Below are 22,677 nucleotides of genomic sequence, written 5' to 3'. Positions count from 1 at the left end.
GCCCCTCACGCCTGATGCAGCGCGGGACGCATCTGGCGTCCGTCGCCCTGCTCTTCCGCCAGACGCGTGGCGAATTCATCGACGAAGACGGCCATATCGGCAACGATGGCGTCCGAACGCGAGGACAGCCAGTTGTAGCCGAACAGCGCGGGAATCGCCACGCCCAGGCCGGCAGCCGTACACAGCAGCGCTGCCGCCATGCCCGGGGCCACCGAGTTGATGTCCACGGCGCCCGCCATGGCCGCCACGACGAACACCAGCATGATGCCGATCACGGTACCGAACAGGCCGACATACGGCGCGCCTTCGATGGTGGTCGAGAGCCAGATCATGCGTTTCGACATGCGCTCGCTTTCGCGCACCATCACGCCATCCATGGCGGCGCGGATGGCGCCGATGGTCGCGTTCGACACGGCGTTCAAGTCGTAGCCGCGGTCGTGGCGGCGGCGCATCTCGTCGATGGCCACGTCATACAGACGCCACAGCGAGGAATCCGTCTTCACGGAAGCGCTCAGCTTGCCGTTGCGCGCCAGGTGATCGAGCGGCGCGCCGGCCGCTTCGTGGAACGACTGCATGAACTGGGCATTGGCGCGCGAGATGGCGCCATAGCTGCGGCCCTTGCCGATCATGATGATCCACGACAAGACCATCATCAGGCCCAGCACGCCGACGACGATCCACGCGTCGAGCGGCATGGCGGCGATGATGAAACCGAAATGGCTTTTGCCCGCCTGTTGTTCATCGGCGCCAAACACGGCCAGGCGCGATTCGGAGCCTTGCGAGACGGCGTCGGCCAGCAGCAGGGCGTCGGGACGGGCCGTGCGCGACAGGCGCAGCTCGTCGATGGCGCCCGTGAAGTTGGCCAGTGCGGCGCCACCGGCGACCGGCGGCGCGTCGGTACCCACCGAGGCGGCCGTGCTGAATGCCGGCAGGGCGGTGGCCAGCGAGACGGCCGGACGGCCGCCCACGTACAGGGCCACATTGTTCTTGTCGGCCTTGACGGCCAGGTGCGACCATTGCGCGGCCTGGATAGGCTGGCCCGGCTTGCTGCGCTGGCCATTGACCTGCACGAAGGGCACGCCCTGGTCCACGCCGATCAGCAATTCATTGGCGCCGTCGCGGCGCGCATACAGCACTTGCTGGGCGCCCAGGCTGTCCGGACGCACCCAGGCGGAAAAGGTGAACGGCGCGCCGGCGGCCAGCGCCAGCGATGGCGAGGCGGGCAGCATCAATGGCGTGGTGCCCAGGCGGGCGCCGGCGCCGATGACGGAACCGTCGAGCGCCGGCACGGCCGTCTGGGCATGGTTGCCGTAGGCGGTGCTGTCGCGCGAGGGCACGCCCGGTTCGCTGAAGTGATATACGAGGCTGTAGTCGGGGTCAAACGTACGCTGGCCGTTGCCGGAAGCGGGCGCCTTCGGATTGCCGTAGTACATCCACAGCTGCTGCGGCGTACCGGCCGTCAGGGCCGGCACGTCGACCCAGATCAGGGCGATGCCCAAGAGCGGATTGAATTGCTCGATCTGGTGGTTCAGCACCGTTTTATCGTCGCCCGCCACGAAGCGCAGGTCGGCGCCGTTATCGCTGACGCCTTCGAAGTTGAAGTTACCCGAATGCAAGCGCAGCAGCACGGGGATGCGGCCGGGATCGCCGCCCACGGCGCCCGCCTTCGGGCCGGCGTCGACGGTGACGGGTTTGCGGTAAGCCCAGTCGGGCTGCCACCAGGCATGCGCCAGGCCGGGAACGAGCGTGCCCAGGATCGTGAGCAGAAAAAGAAAACGTTGCATGACAGTGATTCTCCGAAGAAAAGTCTAAAAAAGTGCAGTGCTGTTGAGCTGGCCCGTCAGTAGCTGGCCGACAGGTTGAAATTGATGCGGCGCACGTGTTTGTGCGTGCGCGGGCCATCGCGCAGCGGATACGAAAAGTCGATGCGGCCATTCAGGTAGCGCAGGAACTGGAAGCTGCTGCCCACGCCCACGGAGGCCAGGCCGAACAGGTCTTTCTGCTCGATCATCGGATCGCGCAGGCGCAGGCGCGCGCCATCGGCAAAAGCGAACAGGCGCCAATTTTCCAGGCGGCTGAAATACGTCAGCTGGGGCGTGCGCCATTCGACCGTGCCGGACACGCCGTAATCGCCCGTCGCTTCGGCCGACAGGTAGCCGCGCACGGAATTGGCGCCGCCAGCCGCCATCTGCTCGCCCGACACGAGCGCCGCATCGGCCAGCTGGCCCGCCAGCTTGCCGTACAGCTGCGCGCCACTGCCCAGGGTATAGGTGGCGTTGGCGTCGCCCTTCAGGACGAGGAAGCTGGGCGAGGCCTTGTAGCGCTTGTTGTCGTAGGCGGCGCTGTCGCTGCCGTAGCCAAACGAAGCGCGCGTGCCGGCCACCAGCGACAGGCCGAGGCCATACGTCGCCGCCTCCGTCTGCGCAAAGCCGTTATACGACACGCTCAGGGGCACGTACTTGAGCGGAATATTGCTGCCCGTGCCATTGAGCTTGAGCGCTTCCTGGTTATCCTTGAAATCGATGCCGGCAGAAAAACTGTGCCACCAGATGCCGCTGTTGGGCACCGTGTAGTTGACTTTCATGCCCAGCGCATGGCCCTTGCCCAGCACGCTGGTGCCGCCCGTGCTGGCCACGTTGCTGTTCGACTGGTAGCCGGTCGCTTCCACGCTCCATCCCTGCGTGCCGATCGGCGCCACGTACGAGGCGGACCACACCTTGGTCTGGTTCAGGTCGCCCGGCGTGCCGAAAAAGCTGATGGTGGCGCTATGCCCGAGCTGCCACAGATTGTCGTGGCCGACCGACATGCTGGTACGCAATTTCTTCGTATCGGCGCTGTAATCGTTGTTCAAGCCCACGCTGGCGCGCCACGGGCTGCTGTCGTCCACTTTCAGGTCCACGTCCATGGTGCCGGGCAGGCTGCCCTGCTTGACCAGCGGCATCACCTGGCGCTTGGGACCGCGGTTCAGGGCCGTCAGTTCCACTTGCGCCTGCGTAAAGTCGGGCACCGTGCCTTCCGTCAGGGCCGGCACTTGCTGGCGCACGTCGAGCGGCGAGTTGTATTGCGCGCCGACCACGCGCAAGCGCCCCACCTTCGTTTCGCTCACCTGCAGCACCACCACGCCCTGCTCCACCTGCTGCTCCGGCAAGTCCACGTAGACGGACTGGTAGCCCCGGGCTTGATATGCAGCAACGAGGGCGTCACGCGCCCCTTCCACGTCCTTCAAAGTGCGGCCCGGCCCCAGGAAGGGCGTGACCGCCTCTTCGATGGCGCGGGCGTCGAGCACGGTATTGCCGCGCACCAGGTATTCCTCGATCGTCACTTGCCGTTCCGGCGCGGCCACGGGGGCCGCCGCCGGCACCGCATCCTGCGCGCGCGCCATGCCGGGCAGCGCCAGCATGGCCAGGCACAGCATCGTCAAGGCGGTTGCAGGCGCCGCTGGCGGCACGCCCCTGCCCTTGGTTGTCATTTCACGCATCTTCCATTCACCTTAAAATCAAACGGTTGCCCTGTGTTGCGGCGCTGGGCCGGCGTTTTTTTGTTGCTGATGTTCATCTACTGATGCCTAGACAGCCGCCGCGCGCGGCGACTGCCGAATGTCATCAAATGTTCATAAAACTCACGGTTGCAGTCCGCGCCGCTCGTTCGGCGTGAGCGCCTGCAGCTGCGGCGCCGTCAACGGTCCCGCGCCCAGCACCTGCACCACGCCGGCCGGCTGGTAGCTGGACGCGTGCGGCTCGCCGCCCTGCTGCTTGCCGGTGCCGCCCTCATCCGCCTGCTCGTTGCCAAAACCCAACACTTTCACGGTGAACAACGATGGCTGCGCCTGGCGCGTGGCGGCCCGTTCGCGCTGCAGCACGTCCTGCGCCGCCGTCACGGCCTGTGTCGCGGCCGCGCTGGCATTGCTCAGTGCTCCCACGTTCACCGAGGCGACGGTTGGCACGCCCGTGGACTTGCCCTGCACCTGGATGTTTTCCGCATTCACCACCTGCAGGGCGGCCAGGTTGACGTTGCCCGAGACGCGGATGCCCGCCTCGCCCGCATCGATGCTGCCCAGCGGGGCGATCAGGTCGATGTCGCCGGGCGGCACCTCCGGGATCGGATTGAGCGTGGCGATGCCGGCGCCCGTCGTCGGCGTGCTCGGCGACAGGCTGACGAGGCCGATGCTGTCGTACGCGCGGCGCTGCGGCGTGTAGACGACGGTGGACTTGGTGCCGCGGCCCGCGTTGATGTCGCCCGTGGCCGACCAGGCCAGGATGTTGCCGCCGAAGGTAGTAAAGATGCGGCTCTGGCCCAGCAGGATGCTGTCTTTCGCATACATCTGGATGTCGCCCTTTCCCTGCGTCAGCACGCCCGAGCCTTCGCCCGGCGCATAGCCGCCGTCGACGCCGATCAGCGCGCGGCCGCCCGGCACCGTGATGCCGATGTCGCCGCCGAAATCCGTGTGGATGCCGGCATCATTGACGGTCACGTAAGGCACGTTGTAGTCGGGACGGCCCGCCTCGGCCCATTCCTGCGGGCTCAGGTAGCGCACGCCCGCGACGGGACGCTTGGTGAACACGCCGCCATATCCGCTGACGGTGTACAGCGCGCTGCTGAACATCGTCAGATCGCCCTGGTACTCGATCTTCTTGCCCGCCTTGTCCTGCGCCGGGAAGAGGGTGGCGATGGCTTCGCGGCCGCGCAGATAGCTGCCGCGGCGCGCGCCGTCCGCATCGTTGTACTCGCGTCCGGCCGCCTTCAGCTCGGCAAAGTAGACATTGCTCAGGTACACCTGCTGCTGTTCCTTCGGCAAGGCGGCAAAGAAGCTGCGCGCATCGGTGGCCGGGTCGTAGCGGATGCCCAGGCCGCTGTCGCCGCCAAAGCGCGTCGTCAGCCAGTTCACCAGGTGCAGCTGGCTGACCTGCGCGTATTCGCGCGCCAGGTCGCGCCGCACGCCGCCCGTCTGCTGGCCGGCTTTCTCCAGCTCGGCCTGCTTCGTGCCGAGGAAGGCGGCAGCGCCCGCCTCGTCGCCGCTGTAGGCAAACTGGCCGCGCAGCCAGTCGGCCAGGGTCAGCTTGCCGCCGTAGACATACACGGCGCTGCCGGCCTGGTCGGCCAGCGGCTTGCTTGGGTCGGCCAGCTTGGCCGGGTCCAGGTAGCGCGCCGCGAAGGCCGCATAGTCGGGACCGTTGCGGCCCACGCCGGCGGCCACGCTGATGCCGGCGCCATCGCCGCGCTTGTCCTGGCCGACATTGACGATGGAGCCGAGGCTGCGCAATTCCGCCTTGTCGGCCATGTACAGGTCGCGCCCGGCGCTCACATTGAGCTGGCCCGGCCCCGCCACATAGAAGGTGCTGTAGCGGATGTCGCGCCCGGCGCTGACGACGGAAACGTCATCGGCATGGCGGTGCACGAACAGATTGCCGCGCGCCGACGAGCTGCCGAAGACGACCGGCTTTTCCGGCAGCTCGGGACTGTTGGCAAAGGGCTGGCCGGTCCATCCCGCCGCGCCGTCCGGCACGCTCTCGACCGTTCCCAGCGGCGTGCCGGAGTTGACGATGTCGCGTCCGGCGCGCACGGCCACGGCGCCGCCGCCCTCGTACCACAGGCCCAGCGGGCCCGTTTCGCCCTTCAGCTTCGCCCGGTACACGATGCCGCCCGTGCGCAGGCCGACGATGTCGCCGTTGTTGGCATAGAAGTGCGCAGGCATCTGGCCTGCCGGCACATAGTCGGAAACCGTCGGCGGCGTCATGCTGAACAGCGGATACACTTGCTGATTGGCATCGCTGGCGCCATTCGACGTCGTACCAAACCATTTCAATGGCCCCGGCGCCAGCGCATCGGCGCTGACGTTATGCAGCGGCAGCAGGCCGAACCAGACCTTGTCCAGTGCGCCGACGAAGCCCGGATTGAATGGATTCGGCAGCAGGCGCGGGTCGGCGCCCGATGGCGTGATCGGATAACCGGCCGCATGGATGGAGTCGGCGGCCAGCATTTCCAGCTGCCCCGTGCCCGTCCTGACAAATTGCGGCGCCACTGGCGACGGCGCCAGGATCACGCCGTTTTGCGGCATGTCCACCTTGCCGCCATCACCCAGCCTGCCCAGGCTGGCATTGCCGTAGTACAAGCTGCCGCTGGCGGCCACGGCGCGCAGCACGGACGGCATGACGAAGCGCCCGTCCGTCGGCGCGTGGTTGTCGCCGGCCATCGCATTGATCCAGGACGAGGTGGGCGTCAGGTTGCCGCCCGCGCTGAACAGGTCGATGGCCGTGGCCGGCGTCCACAGCGAGAACCAGCTCCAGCCTTCGCCCGTGCGCTCCACGCCCTGGTAGCTGAACGGCGAACCATAGCCCAGTTGCTTCACGCGGCCCGCATCGGCCACGCCGCCCAGCACCACGTCGCCGCGCGCATCAATGCGCACGCCGCTGTCGCCCGGCACCAGGATGGGCCCGCCGCTGGCGATCGCCGTGCCCGCCGTGTAGGTTTCGTACGGCCGCGATTCCGTCGGATCGGCGCGGTCGAAGCGCAATTCGATGCCGCCCACGGCGCCCGCCTCCAGGCGCAGCGCGCCGCGCAGGTTGGTGAAGGTGCTGTTGAGCGTGGGGTACTGGCGCTCGAAGCGCGTATCGGCATTCGCGAAGTCGCCGTTGCGGTCGAAGCTGCGCACCTCGGCCACGGGGTTCAGCCCGCCGCCGATGCGGATATCGAGGTCGCCGCCGCCCGTCAGCAGCAGCTTGCCGTCCGGCGTCACCCTGCCCGTGCTGCCCACGGCCACGTTCAGGCCCTGGCTGCGCGGCGCGAACTCGCCGCCCGGATCGGCGCGCGAGGCCAGCATGCCGGCGTCGCCGCCCGCCTGCAGCAGCAGATTGCCGCCGCCCAGGGTGCCGATGCCCGTAAAGCCCGACAGCCCCGGCAAGCCCGAGAACAGGTCGACGCCTTCGGGACGCGCGACATAGGTGCCGAAATTGATCCACCATGCCGTCGGCACGCCGCCCCCCGTGCTGCCGCTGCCCTGGCGCCACAGCCAGGTGCCGATGTCGCTGGTGTCCTGCTGCGCGCGCAGCCAGCCGATGGCATCCTCGCGGCGTTGCGTGGAGGTGCCCAGCGTATCGCCCTTGACGTCGCCCTGGGCGCGCAGCAGCAGATTGCCGCCGTGCTCGGGATACCAGGCGCGGTACAGGCTCTGGCTGCCGCCATCGACAAACGGCGTAAAGTCCGTGCCCAGCGCACCGAGCAGCTGGCCCTTGGCGTTCAGGCCGCGCGGCAGGTTGAACAGATCCTTGCCATTGACCAGCGGCGAGGCCGACTGCGTGCCCGCCGTGTAGACGCCATACAGCGAACGCATGTCGAAGTCGCCCGCGGCGAGCAAATCGAGGTCGCCCGTGCCCGTGCGCAGCACGCTGAACAGGGGCTGGCGCGCCGGCTCCACGCTGATCACCTCAACGGGGGGCGTGCCCTCCTCCACCTTGATCACCAAGTGCGCAAAGTACTCCAGCATGATTTCCTCGTTGCCAAAGTCTTCGATATTGACGGCGCCCGGTGGGTAGCCCTCGGCGATGGCCGCTTCGCTGTAGATATATTTGGCCGGCGAACCCGTGCCCGGCACGATGGAAGTCACCGCGCCCAAGCCGTAATGCGCATCGGCCAGCATCAGATGGGCGTCCTTCGCATGCGGCTTCAACGCGCGCGTGTCGGCCGCCGCCGTATCGGCGCCACCCACCAGGCGCAGCGACCACGCTTGCGAACCCTGGGCCAGCATGGGCGCCAGCGCCAGGTTGCGGCCCTGGCTTCCGCTGCCATCCGCGCTGCGCAGCGACACCATGGTGACGTCGCCCGGCAGCCTGACCACGGTGCCGGCGGGCAGCACGCTGCCCTTGTCCAGCGCCAGCGCCGAGGCCAGCACCACGCCATTGACGGCATTCGTGCCATCGGCCACGTCCCACGGCCGGCCTTCCGGGAAAGGCAGGGCCACGTTCGCCGGCCACACCATGGCCGCCACCTTGGCCGCGCCAGGCAGGCGCAGGCCGGCATCGAGCTGCATGCCGCTCGATAAGGTCAGCGCCTTCGGCAAGACCGTGCCGGCCGCGTACAGCACGCTGCCGTCGGCATTGCGCACGGCGCCGCCCAGCACGCTGCCTGCAGGCAAGTTCAGCTCCGCCGTCAAGGTGGCGCGCGCCGCCAGCAAGGTACCGCTGCGCAACTCCATGGCTTTCATCGGCACGGCGAAATTGACGCTCGTGCCCGATTTGAAATAGGTGTTTTCGGCCAGGGTCACCAGGCCCGCTTGTGGCACGACGACCTCGCCGCCCCACGGCAGCCGGCCTTTCACCAGTTGCCAGCCCTTGTCATCGATCGTGACGGGCAGGACGCTGGTATCGAAACCATCGGTGATGCTGCCAAAGACGCTGAGCTTGCCGCCGGCGCGCAGCACCAGCGCACCGGCCTCGCCAGAGCCGTACACGCCGCTCAGGCGCGCCAGCGGATTGACGCCGTCGTAGCGGTGGCCGGACAGGTCGATGTCGCCATCGATATGCAGGTCGCCGCCCGGCGTGGCGCTGACGATCTCGACGCCAGGGCGCAAATGGAAAGCATTGGCGTCGCCGCGCAAGCCGCGCAGCTTGTTGTTCATCAAGTTGCCGTTCGCCAGCGCATTGGCCATGAAGGCCTGGCTGTCCCCGTGTTTCTCGTTCAGGTAAGCCTGGTTGATGCCCTGGTAGCTGCGGCCGTCCGCATCCTTGCCCGTGCCCGCTGGCGCATCCTTGTATTGCCAGAAGGCATTGACGTTGATCGTGCGCGCGCCGGCGATGTTCAGCGCGCCGGCCGCGTCGATGTCGATGTCGTCGCCCGTGGCGCCGCCCAGGCGGCGCGCGTTCAGGTCGATGCTGCCGTAGTTGCCGCCCTTGTCACCGCTGCGCAGGTCGAAACGCGCGCCGTTTTCCAGGGTCAGGCGGCCGCCAGGCGCGGCCAGTTCGATCACGGCGCGGTTCGGCGCCTCGATCACCTGGCCATAGCTGTCCGTGCGCAGCACCGTGCCGTGCGCATCGAGCACGGCGCCGGATTGGATGGTCACGCCGTCGCGGCCGGCCAGGCGGATGCTGCCCACCTGTTCGCCGCTGGCGTCGATGCGGCCGTTCACCGTCAGGCTGCCGCCATCGACGGAGACGCTCACTTCGCGCGCCTTGAGCTCGTCGCCGATGGCCAGATTGCCCTGTTTGAGCTGGAAGCCGCGGCTGCCGAATACCTTGCCCGTGTTCAGGCGCTGGTTCAGGCCGGCGAAATCGCCGACATGCTGGGCGCGCAGCTCCAGGCCGCCCGCCGCGTAGGCTACCTGAGTGCCGCCCGCGTCATAGCTGCCGCTGGCGCCGCCCAGCAGGCTGCCGCGCAAGTCGGCCGTGCCGGCCGCCTCGCCCGTGGCGATTACGCTGAGCTTGCCGGCGCGGTTGTTCACGGCCGACACGTCGATCACGGAAGCGGCCGCCTGACGCACATCGCCCTCGCGGCTGTCGAGGATCACGTCGCCGCCCCAGCTGTACTTGCTGGTGTCGTAGAAATCGATCTTGCGGCCAGCCAGGTCCAGCTTGGCCTTGTCACCCAGCAATACATCGCGCTCGGCCGACAGGGTCAATTTTCCGCTCGGCAAGATCACCGCCGTATCCACGCTGACGCTGTTGCCGCTGAGGGCCACTTCGGCGCCCAGGGCACCGGCCAGCGCCGCATTCGTCGGCGTGGCGGCGGCGGCACCGGCCGGTGTGCTCACCTTGACGGCGCCGCCCGCCGTGATGCGGTTGACGGAGCCGGCCGCGCCCGTCAACAGCGGCGTGTTGATCAGCAAATCGCCGCCGCTGTAGCGGTAGCCATTGGTGGCCGTATCCCACGCGCTTTGCGACTGGTAGACGGACAGGCTGCCCTTGTTGTTGGCCGTCAGCTGTTCGCTGGCATTCAGTGCCACCTGGCCGAAGCCCAGCACCAGACGGTCCAGCTTGTGGATGGTGTCGGGACGGCTGTCCGGCGTGAAGCCGAATTCGATGCGCCTGGCGTCGACCTGCAGGCGGCCGCTGCCCGTGCCGGGGCCATTGGCGACGACGGCGCCGGGCGCATTCGTCGCGCCCTGCCACACGAGGGTGTCCGTATGGATGCGCGCCAGCGCGTCGGTGCCGCCATAGCCGTAGATGGCAGGCGTGTTGAGCACCAGGCGCGACAGCGACGACTTGCCCGTGGCCGCATCGATGGTCGACAGCTGCGACGAATCATAGAAATTGAAGGAATTGCGCGCCGTCAAACCCAGGTTTTCCAGCGCCGGTGCGCCCGTGCTGGTGTCGCCGCGCAGCAGGCGGTCGAGCACGCCCTGGTTCAGCGCCAGGCCGTCCGGCAAGGCGCCGCGCGCGCTGGCGTCGGCCAGCGACGCCTCGCTGCCGACATTGATCGACCCCATCGCCAGCACCAGGTTGCGCGTGCCGTAGCGCACGTTGTCGCGCAGGGTAAACGCGCGCTCCGTCACGGCGGCGATGGTGCCCTCGGAATACAGCGAGGTGCTGCCGCCGCAGGCGCCGCCCGCCTTCGCACACGCGCCGATATCGATGATGCCGGGACCATACGATTCGGACGACGGCGGCGCGGCCGGCAGCATGTCCAGCCAGCCGTTCGAAACGGCCAGCACGCTGCCCATCGGTTCGTACACATAGCCGTCGCGGGAATCCCAGGCCGCCTTGCCGCGGCCCAGCGTATTGATGCCGGAACCCTGCTCCAGGATGATGCCGTCGTCTTTTCTCGCCGTCACCAGAAACACTTCGGCCGCCTTCAGCACGGCGCCGTCGCGCAGCACGATGCCGCCCGCCGATTCCTTGATGGCGGCAATATTGGCGCGCTGGTTGCTGCCCGTGCCAAAGTCGCTGTAGGTCACGCGCGGCAAGCCGCCGATGCCCACGCGCTGGGCGCCGAAGGCATTGATCTGTGACGCATGCACGGAGACGCCATTGAAATCGGCCAGCGGCGCCGTGCCGTCGGCCAGCACCTCGTAGCGCGTCGACGCATGATTGCCCGTGCCCAGCAGCAGGGAGCCGCCGAAGCCGCCCTCGGCCGGCGCGTACAGGGCGCTGCCATCCATTATCAACGGCGTATGGTTGTCCTTGACGCTGTGCACGGACGGGGCGATCAGCTGCACGCGCACGCCCTTGGCATCGCGCTCCAGCGCGGCGCGCGGCACGCCGTCGCGCGTAGCCTGCGCCACTGCGAAGGCGGCATAGCCCGTCTCGTTGTATTGGGAATAGGTGCGCAGCACGTCGGCCGGCGTGAGGATGGCCTGGCGCGCCACCACGTCGCGGATCGCCGTGCCGGCCACGCCCGTCTGCGCCGCCGTCGCATACGAGCCATTGCGCATGGCCACCGTGCCGCCCGCCTCGACGGCGCCGGCCAGGCCATTCAGTTCCACGCGGAACGCACCAGGCAGCAGGGCGAAATTCGAGGGCAGCAGGGTGTAGGTGCCGGCCGCCAGGCCGGGCACGCCCGCGCCGATAGTGATCTGACGTCCCACGGCGGGCTTGCCCGCGCCTTGCTCGGCCGTCAAAGGCGCCACGTCCGGCTGCACGCCGGGAAGGATGGCGTACACGGGGTTGGTGTTCAGGCCGGGCAAGGTAAAACCGCCATTCGGCTTCATCTGTACCAGCGGATTGAGGCGCGCGTCGGTGGAACCGCCGCGTCCGGCCAGGAAGGCCGCGCCCGTCAAGGTGCCGCCGCCCGACATGTCGAGCACGGCGCCTTGCTGCACGTCGATGGCGGCGCCCGTCAAGGCGATCTCCGGGCCGTTGCCCACGCCCTTGAAGACGACATCGTTGCCGTCATACAGGTAGCTCAAGCCATCGAGCGTGCCGCCGTAGGGCATCGTCAAGCCTTTCGCGCTGACCGAGGTCAGGCTGCCAGGCAACAGATTGACGCGGCCCGTATTGGCTTCAAAGCCTTCGGCGCCCAGGTTGATCTGGCCCAGCGGCGCGCGCAGCACGCCATGCTGGTTGATGGTGGGCGCAACCAGGCTCAGGGTGCCGAACACGGAGAACGGCTGGTTCGGCGTGGCGCCGTCGCCGCTGCGCCCGATATTGAGCGTGCGCAGGGGATCGAGCGTGACGCGGATATTGCCATACTCGTCGATGCCGCTCTTCTGGCCCACCGTGACCATGCCGCTGTCGCCCGTGGCCGGGTAGATCTGCGCGGCGACCAGGGTGGCATTGCCGGGCTGGTACAGGGCGGCGCTGTTCGACAGGCGCATGTCGCCGCGGCTGCTCAGGGTCAGCTGCTCGAAGGCGTCGCGTTCGACCACCAGGTCGGCGCCGCTGCTCTGCGCGATGGTGCCGCGCGTGCCCATGTTGACCTCGCCCGCGATGTCGAGCATGCCCGCATCGATCTGCAGCAAGGAATCCTCGGCCACCAGCGGCACGCCCAGCATGCCGCGTCCCTTGCCCAGGTTCTTCGAGCCTTTCACGGCATTGGGCACGATGTAGTCATCCTTCTGCGCACGCGCGGCCGTCCCCAGGCGCACATACGGCGCCGCCAGGCGCACCTGGCTGGCGAGGCTGCCCGCCTTGTCCTCGCCATCGGGCACAGGCTGCTGCGCCAGCCCCAGCGAGGAGGCGCTCAGGCGCAGGCTCTGGCCCAGCGACAGATTGATGTCGCCGTCAAAGCTGAGCATGCCGTTCACGTGCAGGGCCAGGTTGTCGAAGCCGCCGGCCTGCACGCGGTCGGCGCCCAGGCGCGCGCTGCCGTAGCGCAGCGCCGCATCCTGCTGGCCGGCGCGCAAGTCGTCGGGCAAGGCGCTCTCGCCCTGCACCTGCGCCAGCTGCATTTCGCGCGGCACGCGCACCGCGTTGTCCACGTTGTCGCCTTGCAAGGTGTAGCGGTTGACCTTGCCATAATTGGGCGTGTCCAGCGCCAGCGCCAGGGTGCCGCCGGCCGCCCCGGCGCCGCCGGCCGCCGCGCGCAGGGTGCCGTCGGCGAAGATGCCGTTATACGAACTGAGCGAGATCAAACCGCCGTTGCCGGCCACGTTGACGGTGCCCTGCTGCGGCAAGTCCAGCGTGGCGTGCGCGCCGCTGGCGTCGAGCAGCGCGCCCGGACGCACGACGACAAAGGCATCGGCCGCGTCGACGCTGGCCGCATCGGCCTTGTAGCGGGCGCCGATTTCGATGCTGCCGCCCTGGTCGGCACGGCCATAGCGCCCGCCGCGCATGTCGGTGGCGACCGTGGCGCGGCCGGCCACGTCGAGCACGGCCTTGTCACCGATCCAGATCGAGGTGGCTTGTCCCTTGCCGTTCGGCACATCCACCTCATTGCCCGTGCCAAACGTGCCCGGCAGGACGGCGATCTTGCCGCCCCAGGCGTCGAGGCGGCCGTCGATGGTGATCTGATCATTGCCCGTCAGGCTGATCTGGCGGCCCGGATCGACCTTGATGGCGGCGCCTTCCTGCACCGCCAGGGCGCCCTTCACGTAGGAGCTGCCGGCCGTCAGCGACAGGTCGGCGCCGGTACGCTGCGTCAAGCGGGCCTTGCGCGCATCCTCCTGGTACAGCGGCGGCGTCCACACTTCCAGCGCGGCGCCCGGGTCGGTGCCGCCTGCCACCGTGTGGCCGGTGGCGGGATTAAAGCGCAGCACGGGCATGGTGACGTCGATGTGCGCGTCCTTGACCACCACCACGCCATCGCGGCCCGTGACGGCATAGTCGGCAAAGCCGCTCTGGAACAGGCTGGCGTCCAGCGCCAGCAGCGGCTTGACGGTCACGTCGCGCCCCAGCACCGTGCCGGCCGGCAGCAGCATGCCGCGCGGCGCGCGCAGGTCGTCGGTGGCGATGCTGCCGGCCGCATACTGCGTCGTCACCGGCGGGATCGGCAAGCCGTTCGGAAAGACCGCCGCCGAGACCATGAAACCGACCGGCAGGTTGTTGACGGCTGTCAGCACGCTGCCGGCGCGAACGATGGAACCCTGGTAGACAGACGTGCCGCCGGCGATGACGACATAGGCGCCTGACGGCACCAGCAGGTCGGCTCCCAGCACCAGCGGTTTCTGCACCGACACGTCCGCCGTCACGGATTTGCTCAAAACCTGGCCCGGCTTGATCAGGCTGGTGCTGAGCGCAAGATCGAAGGGGATCTTCTCGCCCTGGGCGATCAGGAATTCATCGGCCAGGCGCAGGCCTGGCGCAGCGCCGGTCCCCGCCGCCAGCACGTCGCCGCCCTGCAGCTTGCCGCCGATGCTGACGGCCGCGCCGCTGTCGATCACCAGGCGTCCGCCGCCCTTCACGCCATGGCCGCGCAATTCGCCGTCGAGCTTGAGCATGGCGCCCGTCGGCGCTTTCTCCGTCGGCAGGTCGACGGCCAGGGTGATGTCGCCGCCCCGCCCGCCCTGCAGGCTGCCATTGCCCATCAGGGCGGCGCCGGACGAGACGTCGATGACGCTGCCGCCCGTCAGGTCGATGCCGCCGGAGCTCTTCAGGGTAACCTTGCCGCCATTCACATACGGCAAACCGGCGACCGCGCCCGGGTCGAGTTCCAGGTTGCTCCACAGGCCGCGCGCATCGAGGCGCACGCCGGGCGCCACGCGCACACCGGCCGTTCCCGTGGGACGGTTGTCCGGCACCAGCTTGCCTTCAGCCCATACGTCGCCCGCCCCCGCCAGGTAGCGCGAAACGATGTCGCCGGCGGCGATGCTGCCGCCGCGCGCGCTGACATTCGCCTTGATGGCCACGTCGGTGGCGTGCAGGGCGATGTCGCCGCCATCGGCCACGCGCACGTCGGCATTGACGTCGAGCTTGTCGTAGGCGTAGATATTCAGGGCACCCAATTCCAGCCCGTTGAGCCAGTCCGCATCGAGCTGCAAGGTCTTGCTGCGCGCGGCCGGCAAGGCTTCGCCCAGCAGCTGGCCATCGGCGATGCCCGCCACCTTGCTGATTTGCACCTTTTCCAGCACGGCTTGCGGGCTGTCGCGCAGCTGGCCCGCCTTCGGATCGAAGACGGGCGTCATTTTGCCAACGATCAATTGACCGGCACGCGCCGCCGCCGTCTGCGCCTGCTTGTAGCTGTCCATGCCGTCATCGCGCTTGCGCTGCTGGCGCTCGCCCTGGAAGACGGAGGTGTCGATATCGCCTTCGAGCACGGCGGCGCCCGTGGACACGATCAGGCGGCCCGCGTCGCGGCCCACCGTATAGCCGTTTTCCAGGCGTTCGCGCGGGCCGATCAGGGCATTCGCGTACGTTTCCGTCGTGTTCGCGCCCCAGCGCGCATGCGTGCTTTCATAGCCGCGGTACAGGCCCGTGTACAAATTGTCGCCGGGCGCCGTGCTCAGCTTGTACATCGCGCCATCGGCGCCCTTCAGCCACGTCTGCTTGACCATGCCCGTCTGCACGTCGAGCGAGCCGCCGGCGATGTTGATGCGCGAACCGGCCTGCGTCACCACTTCGCCGCCGCCAAAGCCGACGGTGCCGCCCTGGGCCGCCCATTCGCCGATGCCGTGGCCGCTGGTGTTCAGGTAGCCGCTCACTTCCAGCAAGCCGCCGGCCGTGTACCAGCGGTCCGTGGCGTAGCCATTCGTGCCGGCCGGCACCAGCACCAGGTCGCGGCGGTCAACCCACACGTCGCTGTTGTTCAGGTATTTCGCGTCGCGGCTGCCCGGTGCGTCGCGCTGTTCGTTGCCTTGCACGTTGATCAGCACATTGTTGCTGCTCATGTCGACCTTCACGCCGACGGCGCCCGAGACGTCGATGGCGGCGTCGCGCGCCACGTGGCTGCGGCGGGCCGCGTCGACCAGCACCTGGCCGCCCGTGGCCAGGGTCAGCGAATCGCCTTCGAACTCGACATTGCCAGCGGAGACGATGCGCACCAGCGACTGGTCGCGCCGGTCCTGCGGCGTGTCCGTGCCCTTGCCCGTGTCCTTCAGCAAGGTATCGCGCTGCACGTCGAGCGCCGTGGCGCCGTTGTCGTCGATGACAATGGCGCTGACGCTGCCGCGCGCCAGGGTGACGCCGGCATTCTCGCCCGCCGCCGCCAGGTGGATGCTGCCGCGTCCGTTGACGCTGGTGCTCGACAGCAGCACGCCATCCTGGCGCAGCGTGTTGCCGCTCAGCGTGATGTCGCCGCCGGCCGCCTGGATCAGCCCATTGTTGACGACGCTGCCCGCCTTGCTGTCCGCCACGCGCAGCATCTCGACTTCATTGCCGCGCGTGCTCGAGTACTGGTTCTTGTCCGTGCCCTGGCCCGGGCGCACGATGATGGCGTCGCCGGCGGCCAGGGTGGTCTGGCCATTCGGCGTGGTGATGGCACCCGCGTTGTCGACGCTGCGGCCGGCCAGCAGCACGTAGCCGCCGCCTTCCGTCACCGTCTGCGGCTTGCGCGTGTCGATGCGCGCGCCGGCGGCGACGACGACGTCCGCCTCGGCCTTGCCATGCGTTGAGGTATTCTGGCCCAGCAGCAAGTCATTCGCGAAGGTCGGTACGGCGCCCGTGCCCTGCGCCTTGCCGTACAGGCCGCTCTTGAACTGGCTGTCGCTCATGCCCATGGCGGCCGCCGCCAGGTTGCGCGTATCGACCTGGCTGCTGCCCGTAAACACGATGCCGTTGCGGTTGACGATCATCACCGTGCCGTCGGCCTTGATCTGGCCCTGGATCTGGCTGGGGCGCGCCAGCGGATCATTGACCCGGTTCAATACGGACCAGTTCGATTTCTGGTCGAATTGCAAGCTGGTGTTCTTGCCGACGTTAAAACTTTCCCAGTTCAGTATCGCCTTGTCATCCGTCTGCACGACTTTCACGACGGTCTTGCCGTCGGCCTGGGTCTGCACGGGGCCCTGGGCATTGAGCCAGCCGGCCGTCAGGCTGTTCGTGTCGACCTGCAAGCCGCCCTTGACCAGGCCATCGGGCGCGCCGCCCGCCGCCAGCGCCGCCTGGCGCGCGGCCGCCTGCACCGCCTGCTCGGCGGCGATGCCGCGCGCGGCCAGCAACAGGTTATTCAGCGATTGCTGCAGCTTGCCTTCGGCCTTTTGCTGCTGCAGCAGGGGATTGTTCAGCGAGGTAGCCGGCTGGCCATTCGGCAGGCGCCCCGTGGTGGCGGCCGTGCCCTGCTGCGCACCCTTGCCCGCGAACCAGGCGCCGCTGAATGGCTGCTGCGCCTGCGCGCCGCCCGCCTGCAGCAGCATGGCGATGGCCAGCGCCAGCGGTTTCAGACGCACCGGGAGACCGGTCCGGTTGCCCGCCATGGCGGAGGAGGATGCGTGTTTCGTGACCGACTTGCTTCGCTGCATGGCGACATTCCCTTTTCATGTTCCGTTGCTGACCGATATCGCGAGGCGGCGCGCACCACGCACGGGGCGGGCGGCAGGCACTGATTCGCGGCTTCCAGCAGCATTGACAGGGAACAAGGTCCGGGACTGCAAAAGGTCATCAAAATGTCATAATTGGCGCCCCGCCTTGGCGCGCCAAGACGGGGTTCAGCCGAACAGCACGATGCCGCCCGGCAGCCGCGTCACGCGCGCGCCATACGCATCCTGGATCAGGGCGATCACGTCGTCGAGGCGGTCGAGCGAAAAGCTCGCTTGCACGCGCGTCTGTTTCAAGGCGTCGCCATTGAGGATCAGCTTGCCGGGACGGTAGCGGTTCACCTCGTCCACCACCTCGGCCAGGGTGCTTTGTTTAAAAACCAGCAGCCGGTGGCGCCACGCGCTGACGTCGCTCTTGGCCACCGCGCGGGCAATGCCGAAATGCTCGGGCCGGTAGCGCAGCTGCTGGCCCGCCGCCAGTTCCGCATCGTGGCCGGCCTGCGCCACGCGCAAGCGGCCCGCCAGGCACGTCACGCACACTTCCTGGCCGAACAGGCGGATATTGAAGCGCGCGCTGCCGGCCGACACGCTGCCGTCGCCCGCCTGCACGCGCACCCGCGCCGCGCCGCGCAGGCCGGCCTGGAATTCCGCCTCGCCCGCCAGCAGCACCAGCGATGCGGCGCCGTCCTGCACGGGCGCCGCGTCGAGGCGCGTCTGCGTATTCATCTGCACCAGCACGCCGCCATCGAGCGCCACTTCGCGCTGCTCGCCCGTGCCCGTCGCGTAGTCGGCGGCCAGGCCCGCCACGGCCGGCCACAGGTCCGTCGGCGGGCGCAGCACCAGCAAGCCCAGCGAGGCGGCCACGCCGGCGCCCAGCCAGGCGCGCCGCGCCGTATTCACCGGCGCCTGTGCCCGCTTGACGGCGCGCGCGGCCGGCGCCATGGCGCCCCACACGGCGCGCGCCTCGGCAAACGCGTTGGCATGCCTGCGGCTGCGCGCGCACCAGTGGTGAAACACTTGCGCATCGCGTTCGCTGACCTGACCCGAGGCCAGGCGCACGACCCATGCCTGCGCTTCCTTCTGGATGACACTCATGTCGTCTTCCGCTTGTTCAATCATGATGTTTAGACGTTTTTCCCGCGCCGGGACCGAAGCGCTGGATGAAATCGCGTCCCATGCGCTCGCAGCAATGTTCGAGGCCGGCGCGCAATTCCTTCTCCACCGTGCGGGCGGAAATGCCGAAGCGTTCGGCGATGTCGCGGTGCGGCAACTGGTCGACGCGGGCGGCGATGACGATGGCGCGCCGGCGTTTCGGCAACTCCTGCAAGGCCCGTTCCAGTTCTTCCAGTTCGGCGCGCGCGCTGAAGGTGCGGGCCGGGTCGGCCAGCTCGTCGGCCATCTCGTACAAGTCGTCGATATCGGGAAGGCTGAGCAGGCGCGCATTGTCACGGCGTTGATCTTCCGCAATGTTGATGGCGATGCGCATCAGATATGCGGACGGATAGCTGATCGCTTCGGGCGCGGTCATCTTTTCCACTCTTAAATATGTTTCATGCAGCGCATCGTTGGCCAGGTCTTCCGAGCCCAGGCGGCGCTGCAGGTGGCGGCGAAACTGTCCGTAGCGTTCCAGGAACAGCTTGCGCAAGGTGGCTTTCAGCAAGTCCGACATGCTCAAGTCGCCCCGGCCGGCAGATAGGGCGCGCAATCGGCAGCTGGGTCGGGCCGCGGCGTCAACAGGATCGTCAGCGGCTGCGGCAAGCCCGCCGGTGGCGCGCCGTCCATCAGCAGGCTGCGCAGGCGCTGCACTACGGCGTTGTCGCGCTGTTCCACACCGCTCGCTTCCAGCACGTGCACGGCGCGCACCTTGCCCCGCTCGTCGAGCCACAACTGGAAGGCCAGGCGGTAGCGGCCGAAAGCGTCCGGATGCAAACGGCACAGGGCGCGCGTGAGCGAACGCTGCAGGATGACCGCATAGCCCTGCAGCGGTGGCGCGGCAGGAGCGGCCTGGGCCGGCAAGGGCGCCGGCGCTGCCGGGGCGTCGGCCAGCGCCAGCAAGGTAAACGCATTGCTGCCGCTGAAGCGCGCGCCCAGCTGCGTGCCGGCCAGCAGGCGCTGCAGCGCTTCGGCCGGCGTGTAGTCGCCGCGCACGGGCGCTGCCACTCTGCCGGCCGCCAGCTGGCTGCTGACGAGCACGGAATACCCGGTCACTTCGCCAAACGCCACCAGGGCCGCGTCGAGCGGCTGGGCGGGCAAGTCGAAGCGCAGGGTAGAGTGCGCGCTGGCATCAGCGCCATCCGCACCGGCAGCGGGCCGCGCGAATGTCATCAATGTCATCAATGTCATCAGCAAGCAGGCGGACAGGGCATTGCCCCTTGCGGCGCGGCGGTGGCTTAGTGTCATTTTCCAGGGGACGCAACGAAAAATCCTGCTCATGAAGTGTCTTGACTGCAATGTTGTCTGCAGAATGGCAGGATGGTAGCTTCATAAAATGACAACTGCATGACATGGCGCCAGCCCGCGTCCCGCTCTGTGTCATCGCCGCGACACATGACCTTGCTATGCTGGACGCTTATTCACCGCTCCGGGAGCCGCCATGGCACGCCTGTTATCACTGTTGCTGTTGGCCTGCGCCGCCCTGCCCGCGCAGGCGGACGAGCACACCGTCGTCGTGAAGGCCGCCGCGCCGCCAAAGGGCTGCGTGGAAGTGGAAGCGAACGGCCAGCGCGCGCCATCGATGTCTTGCCTGAATGAAAAATTATTGCCGAATAGCAACACCATGAACCGGCCGCCGCCCGCCCTGTCCGGCGCCGAAGCGATCATGCAGCGGCCATCGAACCAGCTGGGGCTGTACAACCGCGCCGCCCTCGAACACCGCATGGGCAATGCCTTTGGCAAGTCCGTCACGCCGCAGAGGCCGCCGGCTCCCGCGCCCGCCAGCCCGCTGCTGCCGCCCCGTTGAAGCGCTTGTCAACGCACAGTCCATTTGCGCTGTCAAGATTGCGCAATCGCGCCGATTGCGTATCATTCCAGGCTTGATCGCTCTGGAAACAACCATGCTGCCCACTATCGAACAACGCCTTGCCCTTGAACTTGCCGCCAAACCGGTGCAGGTTGCCGCCGCCATCGAACTGCTCGACGAAGGCGCCACCGTGCCCTTCATCGCCCGTTACCGCAAGGAAGCGACCGGCGGCCTCGACGATATCCAGCTGCGCCTGCTCGAAGAGCGCTTGCGCTACCTGCGCGAGCTGGAAGAGCGGCGCGCCGCCATCGTGGCGTCGATCACGGAACAGAACAAGATGACGCCCGAGCTGCTCGACGCCGTCATGCACGCGGAAGACAAGACGCGCCTGGAAGACCTGTATTTGCCATACAAGCAGAAGCGCCGCACGAAGGCGCAGATCGCCATCGAAGCGGGCCTGATGCCGCTGGCCGACGGCTTGCTGGAGAACCCGGAACTGACGCCGGAAATGGAAGCGGGCAAGTTCCTGCGCGACGCGTTTACTAGTGCCGACGGCAACAACCCGGGCGTGGCCGACACCAAGGCGGCCCTCGACGGCGCGCGCCAGATTCTGATGGAACGCTTCGCCGAAGACGCGACCCTGCTGCAAACCTTGCGCGAATACGTGCAGGAACACGGCATCGTCGAATCGAAAGTGGTGGAAGGCAAGCAGGACGAAGGCGAAAAATTCGCCGATTATTTCGATTACTCGGAAACCATTTCCACCGTGCCATCGCACCGCGCGCTGGCGCTGCTGCGCGGCCGCCGCGAAGGCATCCTCGACGTCACCCTACGCCTCGACACAGAAGCGGAAAAACCGAAATGGGATGCGCCGCACAATCCGTGCGAAGGCCGTATCGCCGCCCGCTTCGGCATCAAGCAGCAAGGCCGTCCGGCCGACAAGTGGCTGGCGGACACGGCGCGCTGGACCTGGCGCGTGAAAAGCTTCATGCACCTGGAAACTGAACTGATGGGCGCGCTGCGCGAACGCTCGGAACTCGACGCGATCAACGTCTTCGCCACCAATCTGAAAGCGCTGCTGCTGGCCGCGCCGGCCGGCCAGCGCGCCACCATGGGCCTCGATCCTGGCCTGCGCACGGGCGTCAAGGTCGCCGTGGTCGATGCCACCGGCAAAGTGGTCGACACGGCCGTGATCTATCCGCACCAGCCGAAGAACGACTGGGACGGTTCGCTGCATACCCTGGGCCGCCTGGCCGCCAAGCACAATGTGTCCTTGATTTCCATCGGCAACGGCACGGCCTCGCGCGAAACCGATAAACTGGCACAGGATTTGATCAAGCAGCATCCGGAAGCGAAGATGACGAAGATCGTCGTCTCCGAAGCGGGCGCGTCGGTGTATTCGGCGTCCGAATTCGCCTCGAAGGAATTGCCGGACATGGATGTGTCGCTGCGCGGCGCCGTCTCGATCGCGCGCCGCCTGCAAGACCCGCTGGCCGAGCTGGTCAAGATTGACCCGAAATCGATCGGCGTGGGCCAGTACCAGCATGACGTCAGTCAAAGCCAGCTGGCTCGCTCGCTCGATGCCGTGGTGGAAGATTGCGTGAATGCCGTGGGCGTGGACGTCAACACGGCGTCGGCGCCGCTGCTGGCGCGCGTGTCCGGCCTGTCGGCCAGCGTGGCGCAAAGCATCGTCACCTACCGCGACATGAAGGGCGCGTTCACCTCGCGCGCGGCCTTGAAGGCCGTGCCGCGTCTGGGCGACAAGACCTACGAGCAGGCGGCGGGCTTCCTGCGCGTGATGGGCGGCGAGAACCCGCTGGACGCCTCGGCCGTCCACCCGGAATCGTATCCGCTGGTGGAAAAGATTCTGGCGGACATCAAGAAGGATATCAAGGCCGTCATCGGTGAGACCGCCTTGCTGAAAACCCTCAGCCCGGCAAAATACGCGGATGAAACCTTCGGCGTGCCGACCATTTCCGATATTCTGAAGGAACTGGAAAAGCCGGGCCGCGACCCGCGTCCGGAATTTACCACCGCCACCTTCAAGGAAGGCGTGGAAGAAATCCGCGACTTGCGCCCGGACATGATTCTCGAAGGCGTGGTCACCAACGTGGCCGCCTTTGGCGCCTTCGTCGATATCGGCGTGCACCAGGATGGCCTCGTGCACATCTCGGCCCTGTCGAACACCTTCGTCAAGGACCCGCACACGGTGGTGAAAGCCGGGCAAGTGGTGCGCGTCAAAGTGCTGGAAGTCGACGAGAAGCGCAAGCGCATCGCGCTGACCATGCGCCTGACGGACAGCGCGCCGCAAGCGGGCAGCAAGCCCGAGCAGCGTGGCGACCGCAACGACCGCCGCAGCATGGCGCAGCACCAGTCGCAGTCGCGCAACGCGCCCGAGCCGGCCGGCAGCATGGCCGCCGCCTTCGCCAAGCTGCGCGGTTAAGCC

At 67.8% G+C, this 22,677-nt stretch carries 8 protein-coding genes; 2 read left to right on the top strand and 6 right to left on the bottom strand.

Annotation, left to right across the window (positions count from 1 at the left end; genetic code table 11):
* Positions 1 to 5: 5 nt before the first annotated feature.
* The 6 genes from OX462_RS00725 to OX462_RS00700 all read right to left on the bottom strand — a co-directional run bounded on the left by OX462_RS00725 (position 6) and on the right by OX462_RS00700 (position 19,606).
* Positions 6 to 1,784, bottom strand: coding sequence for a DUF2341 domain-containing protein (locus OX462_RS00725; protein WP_121670715.1), 1,779 nt, complete (start codon positions 1,782 to 1,784; stop codon positions 6 to 8).
* Positions 1,785 to 1,840: 56 nt separating this feature from the next.
* On the bottom strand, positions 1,841 to 3,478 hold the full coding sequence (locus tag OX462_RS00720; RefSeq protein ID WP_409027563.1) for a ShlB/FhaC/HecB family hemolysin secretion/activation protein: 1,638 nt from the start codon (positions 3,476 to 3,478) through the stop codon (positions 1,841 to 1,843).
* A 141-nt stretch (positions 3,479 to 3,619) separates the two neighbouring features.
* A complete protein-coding gene (locus OX462_RS00715; RefSeq protein WP_409027562.1) occupies positions 3,620 to 17,257 on the bottom strand; it encodes a filamentous hemagglutinin family protein in 13,638 nt (4,545 codons plus the stop codon).
* A 186-nt stretch (positions 17,258 to 17,443) separates the two neighbouring features.
* Complete coding sequence (locus OX462_RS00710) at positions 17,444 to 18,367, bottom strand: FecR family protein (RefSeq protein WP_409027561.1); 924 nt, start codon at positions 18,365 to 18,367, stop codon at positions 17,444 to 17,446.
* A 16-nt stretch (positions 18,368 to 18,383) separates the two neighbouring features.
* Positions 18,384 to 18,941 (bottom strand): RNA polymerase sigma factor, encoded by a 558-nt coding sequence (locus OX462_RS00705; RefSeq protein ID WP_070221741.1) that lies wholly within the window; start codon positions 18,939 to 18,941, stop codon positions 18,384 to 18,386.
* Positions 18,942 to 18,943: 2 nt separating this feature from the next.
* Positions 18,944 to 19,606 carry a secretin and TonB N-terminal domain-containing protein gene (locus OX462_RS00700; protein ID WP_175444818.1) on the bottom strand — a complete coding sequence of 221 codons (663 nt, stop codon included), beginning with the start codon at positions 19,604 to 19,606 and terminating at the stop codon, positions 18,944 to 18,946.
* Positions 19,607 to 19,865: 259 nt separating this feature from the next.
* On the opposite strand from OX462_RS00700, the gene OX462_RS00695 reads away from it, so the two are divergent.
* Positions 19,866 to 20,231, top strand: coding sequence for a hypothetical protein (locus OX462_RS00695; RefSeq protein WP_409027560.1), 366 nt, complete (start codon positions 19,866 to 19,868; stop codon positions 20,229 to 20,231).
* A gap of 94 nt (positions 20,232 to 20,325) precedes the next feature.
* The gene (locus OX462_RS00690; protein WP_070221739.1) at positions 20,326 to 22,674 is read left to right on the top strand and encodes a Tex family protein; all 2,349 of its coding nucleotides are present in this window, start codon (positions 20,326 to 20,328) and stop codon (positions 22,672 to 22,674) included.
* Positions 22,675 to 22,677: the final 3 nt, after the last annotated feature.

Origin of the sequence: Janthinobacterium aestuarii (assembly GCF_046113285.1) — a bacterium.
Taxonomy (GTDB): domain Bacteria; phylum Pseudomonadota; class Gammaproteobacteria; order Burkholderiales; family Burkholderiaceae_D; genus Janthinobacterium.
Note: the sequence above shows the minus strand (reverse complement) of the source record. Positions and strands in the feature narration are given on the sequence as shown.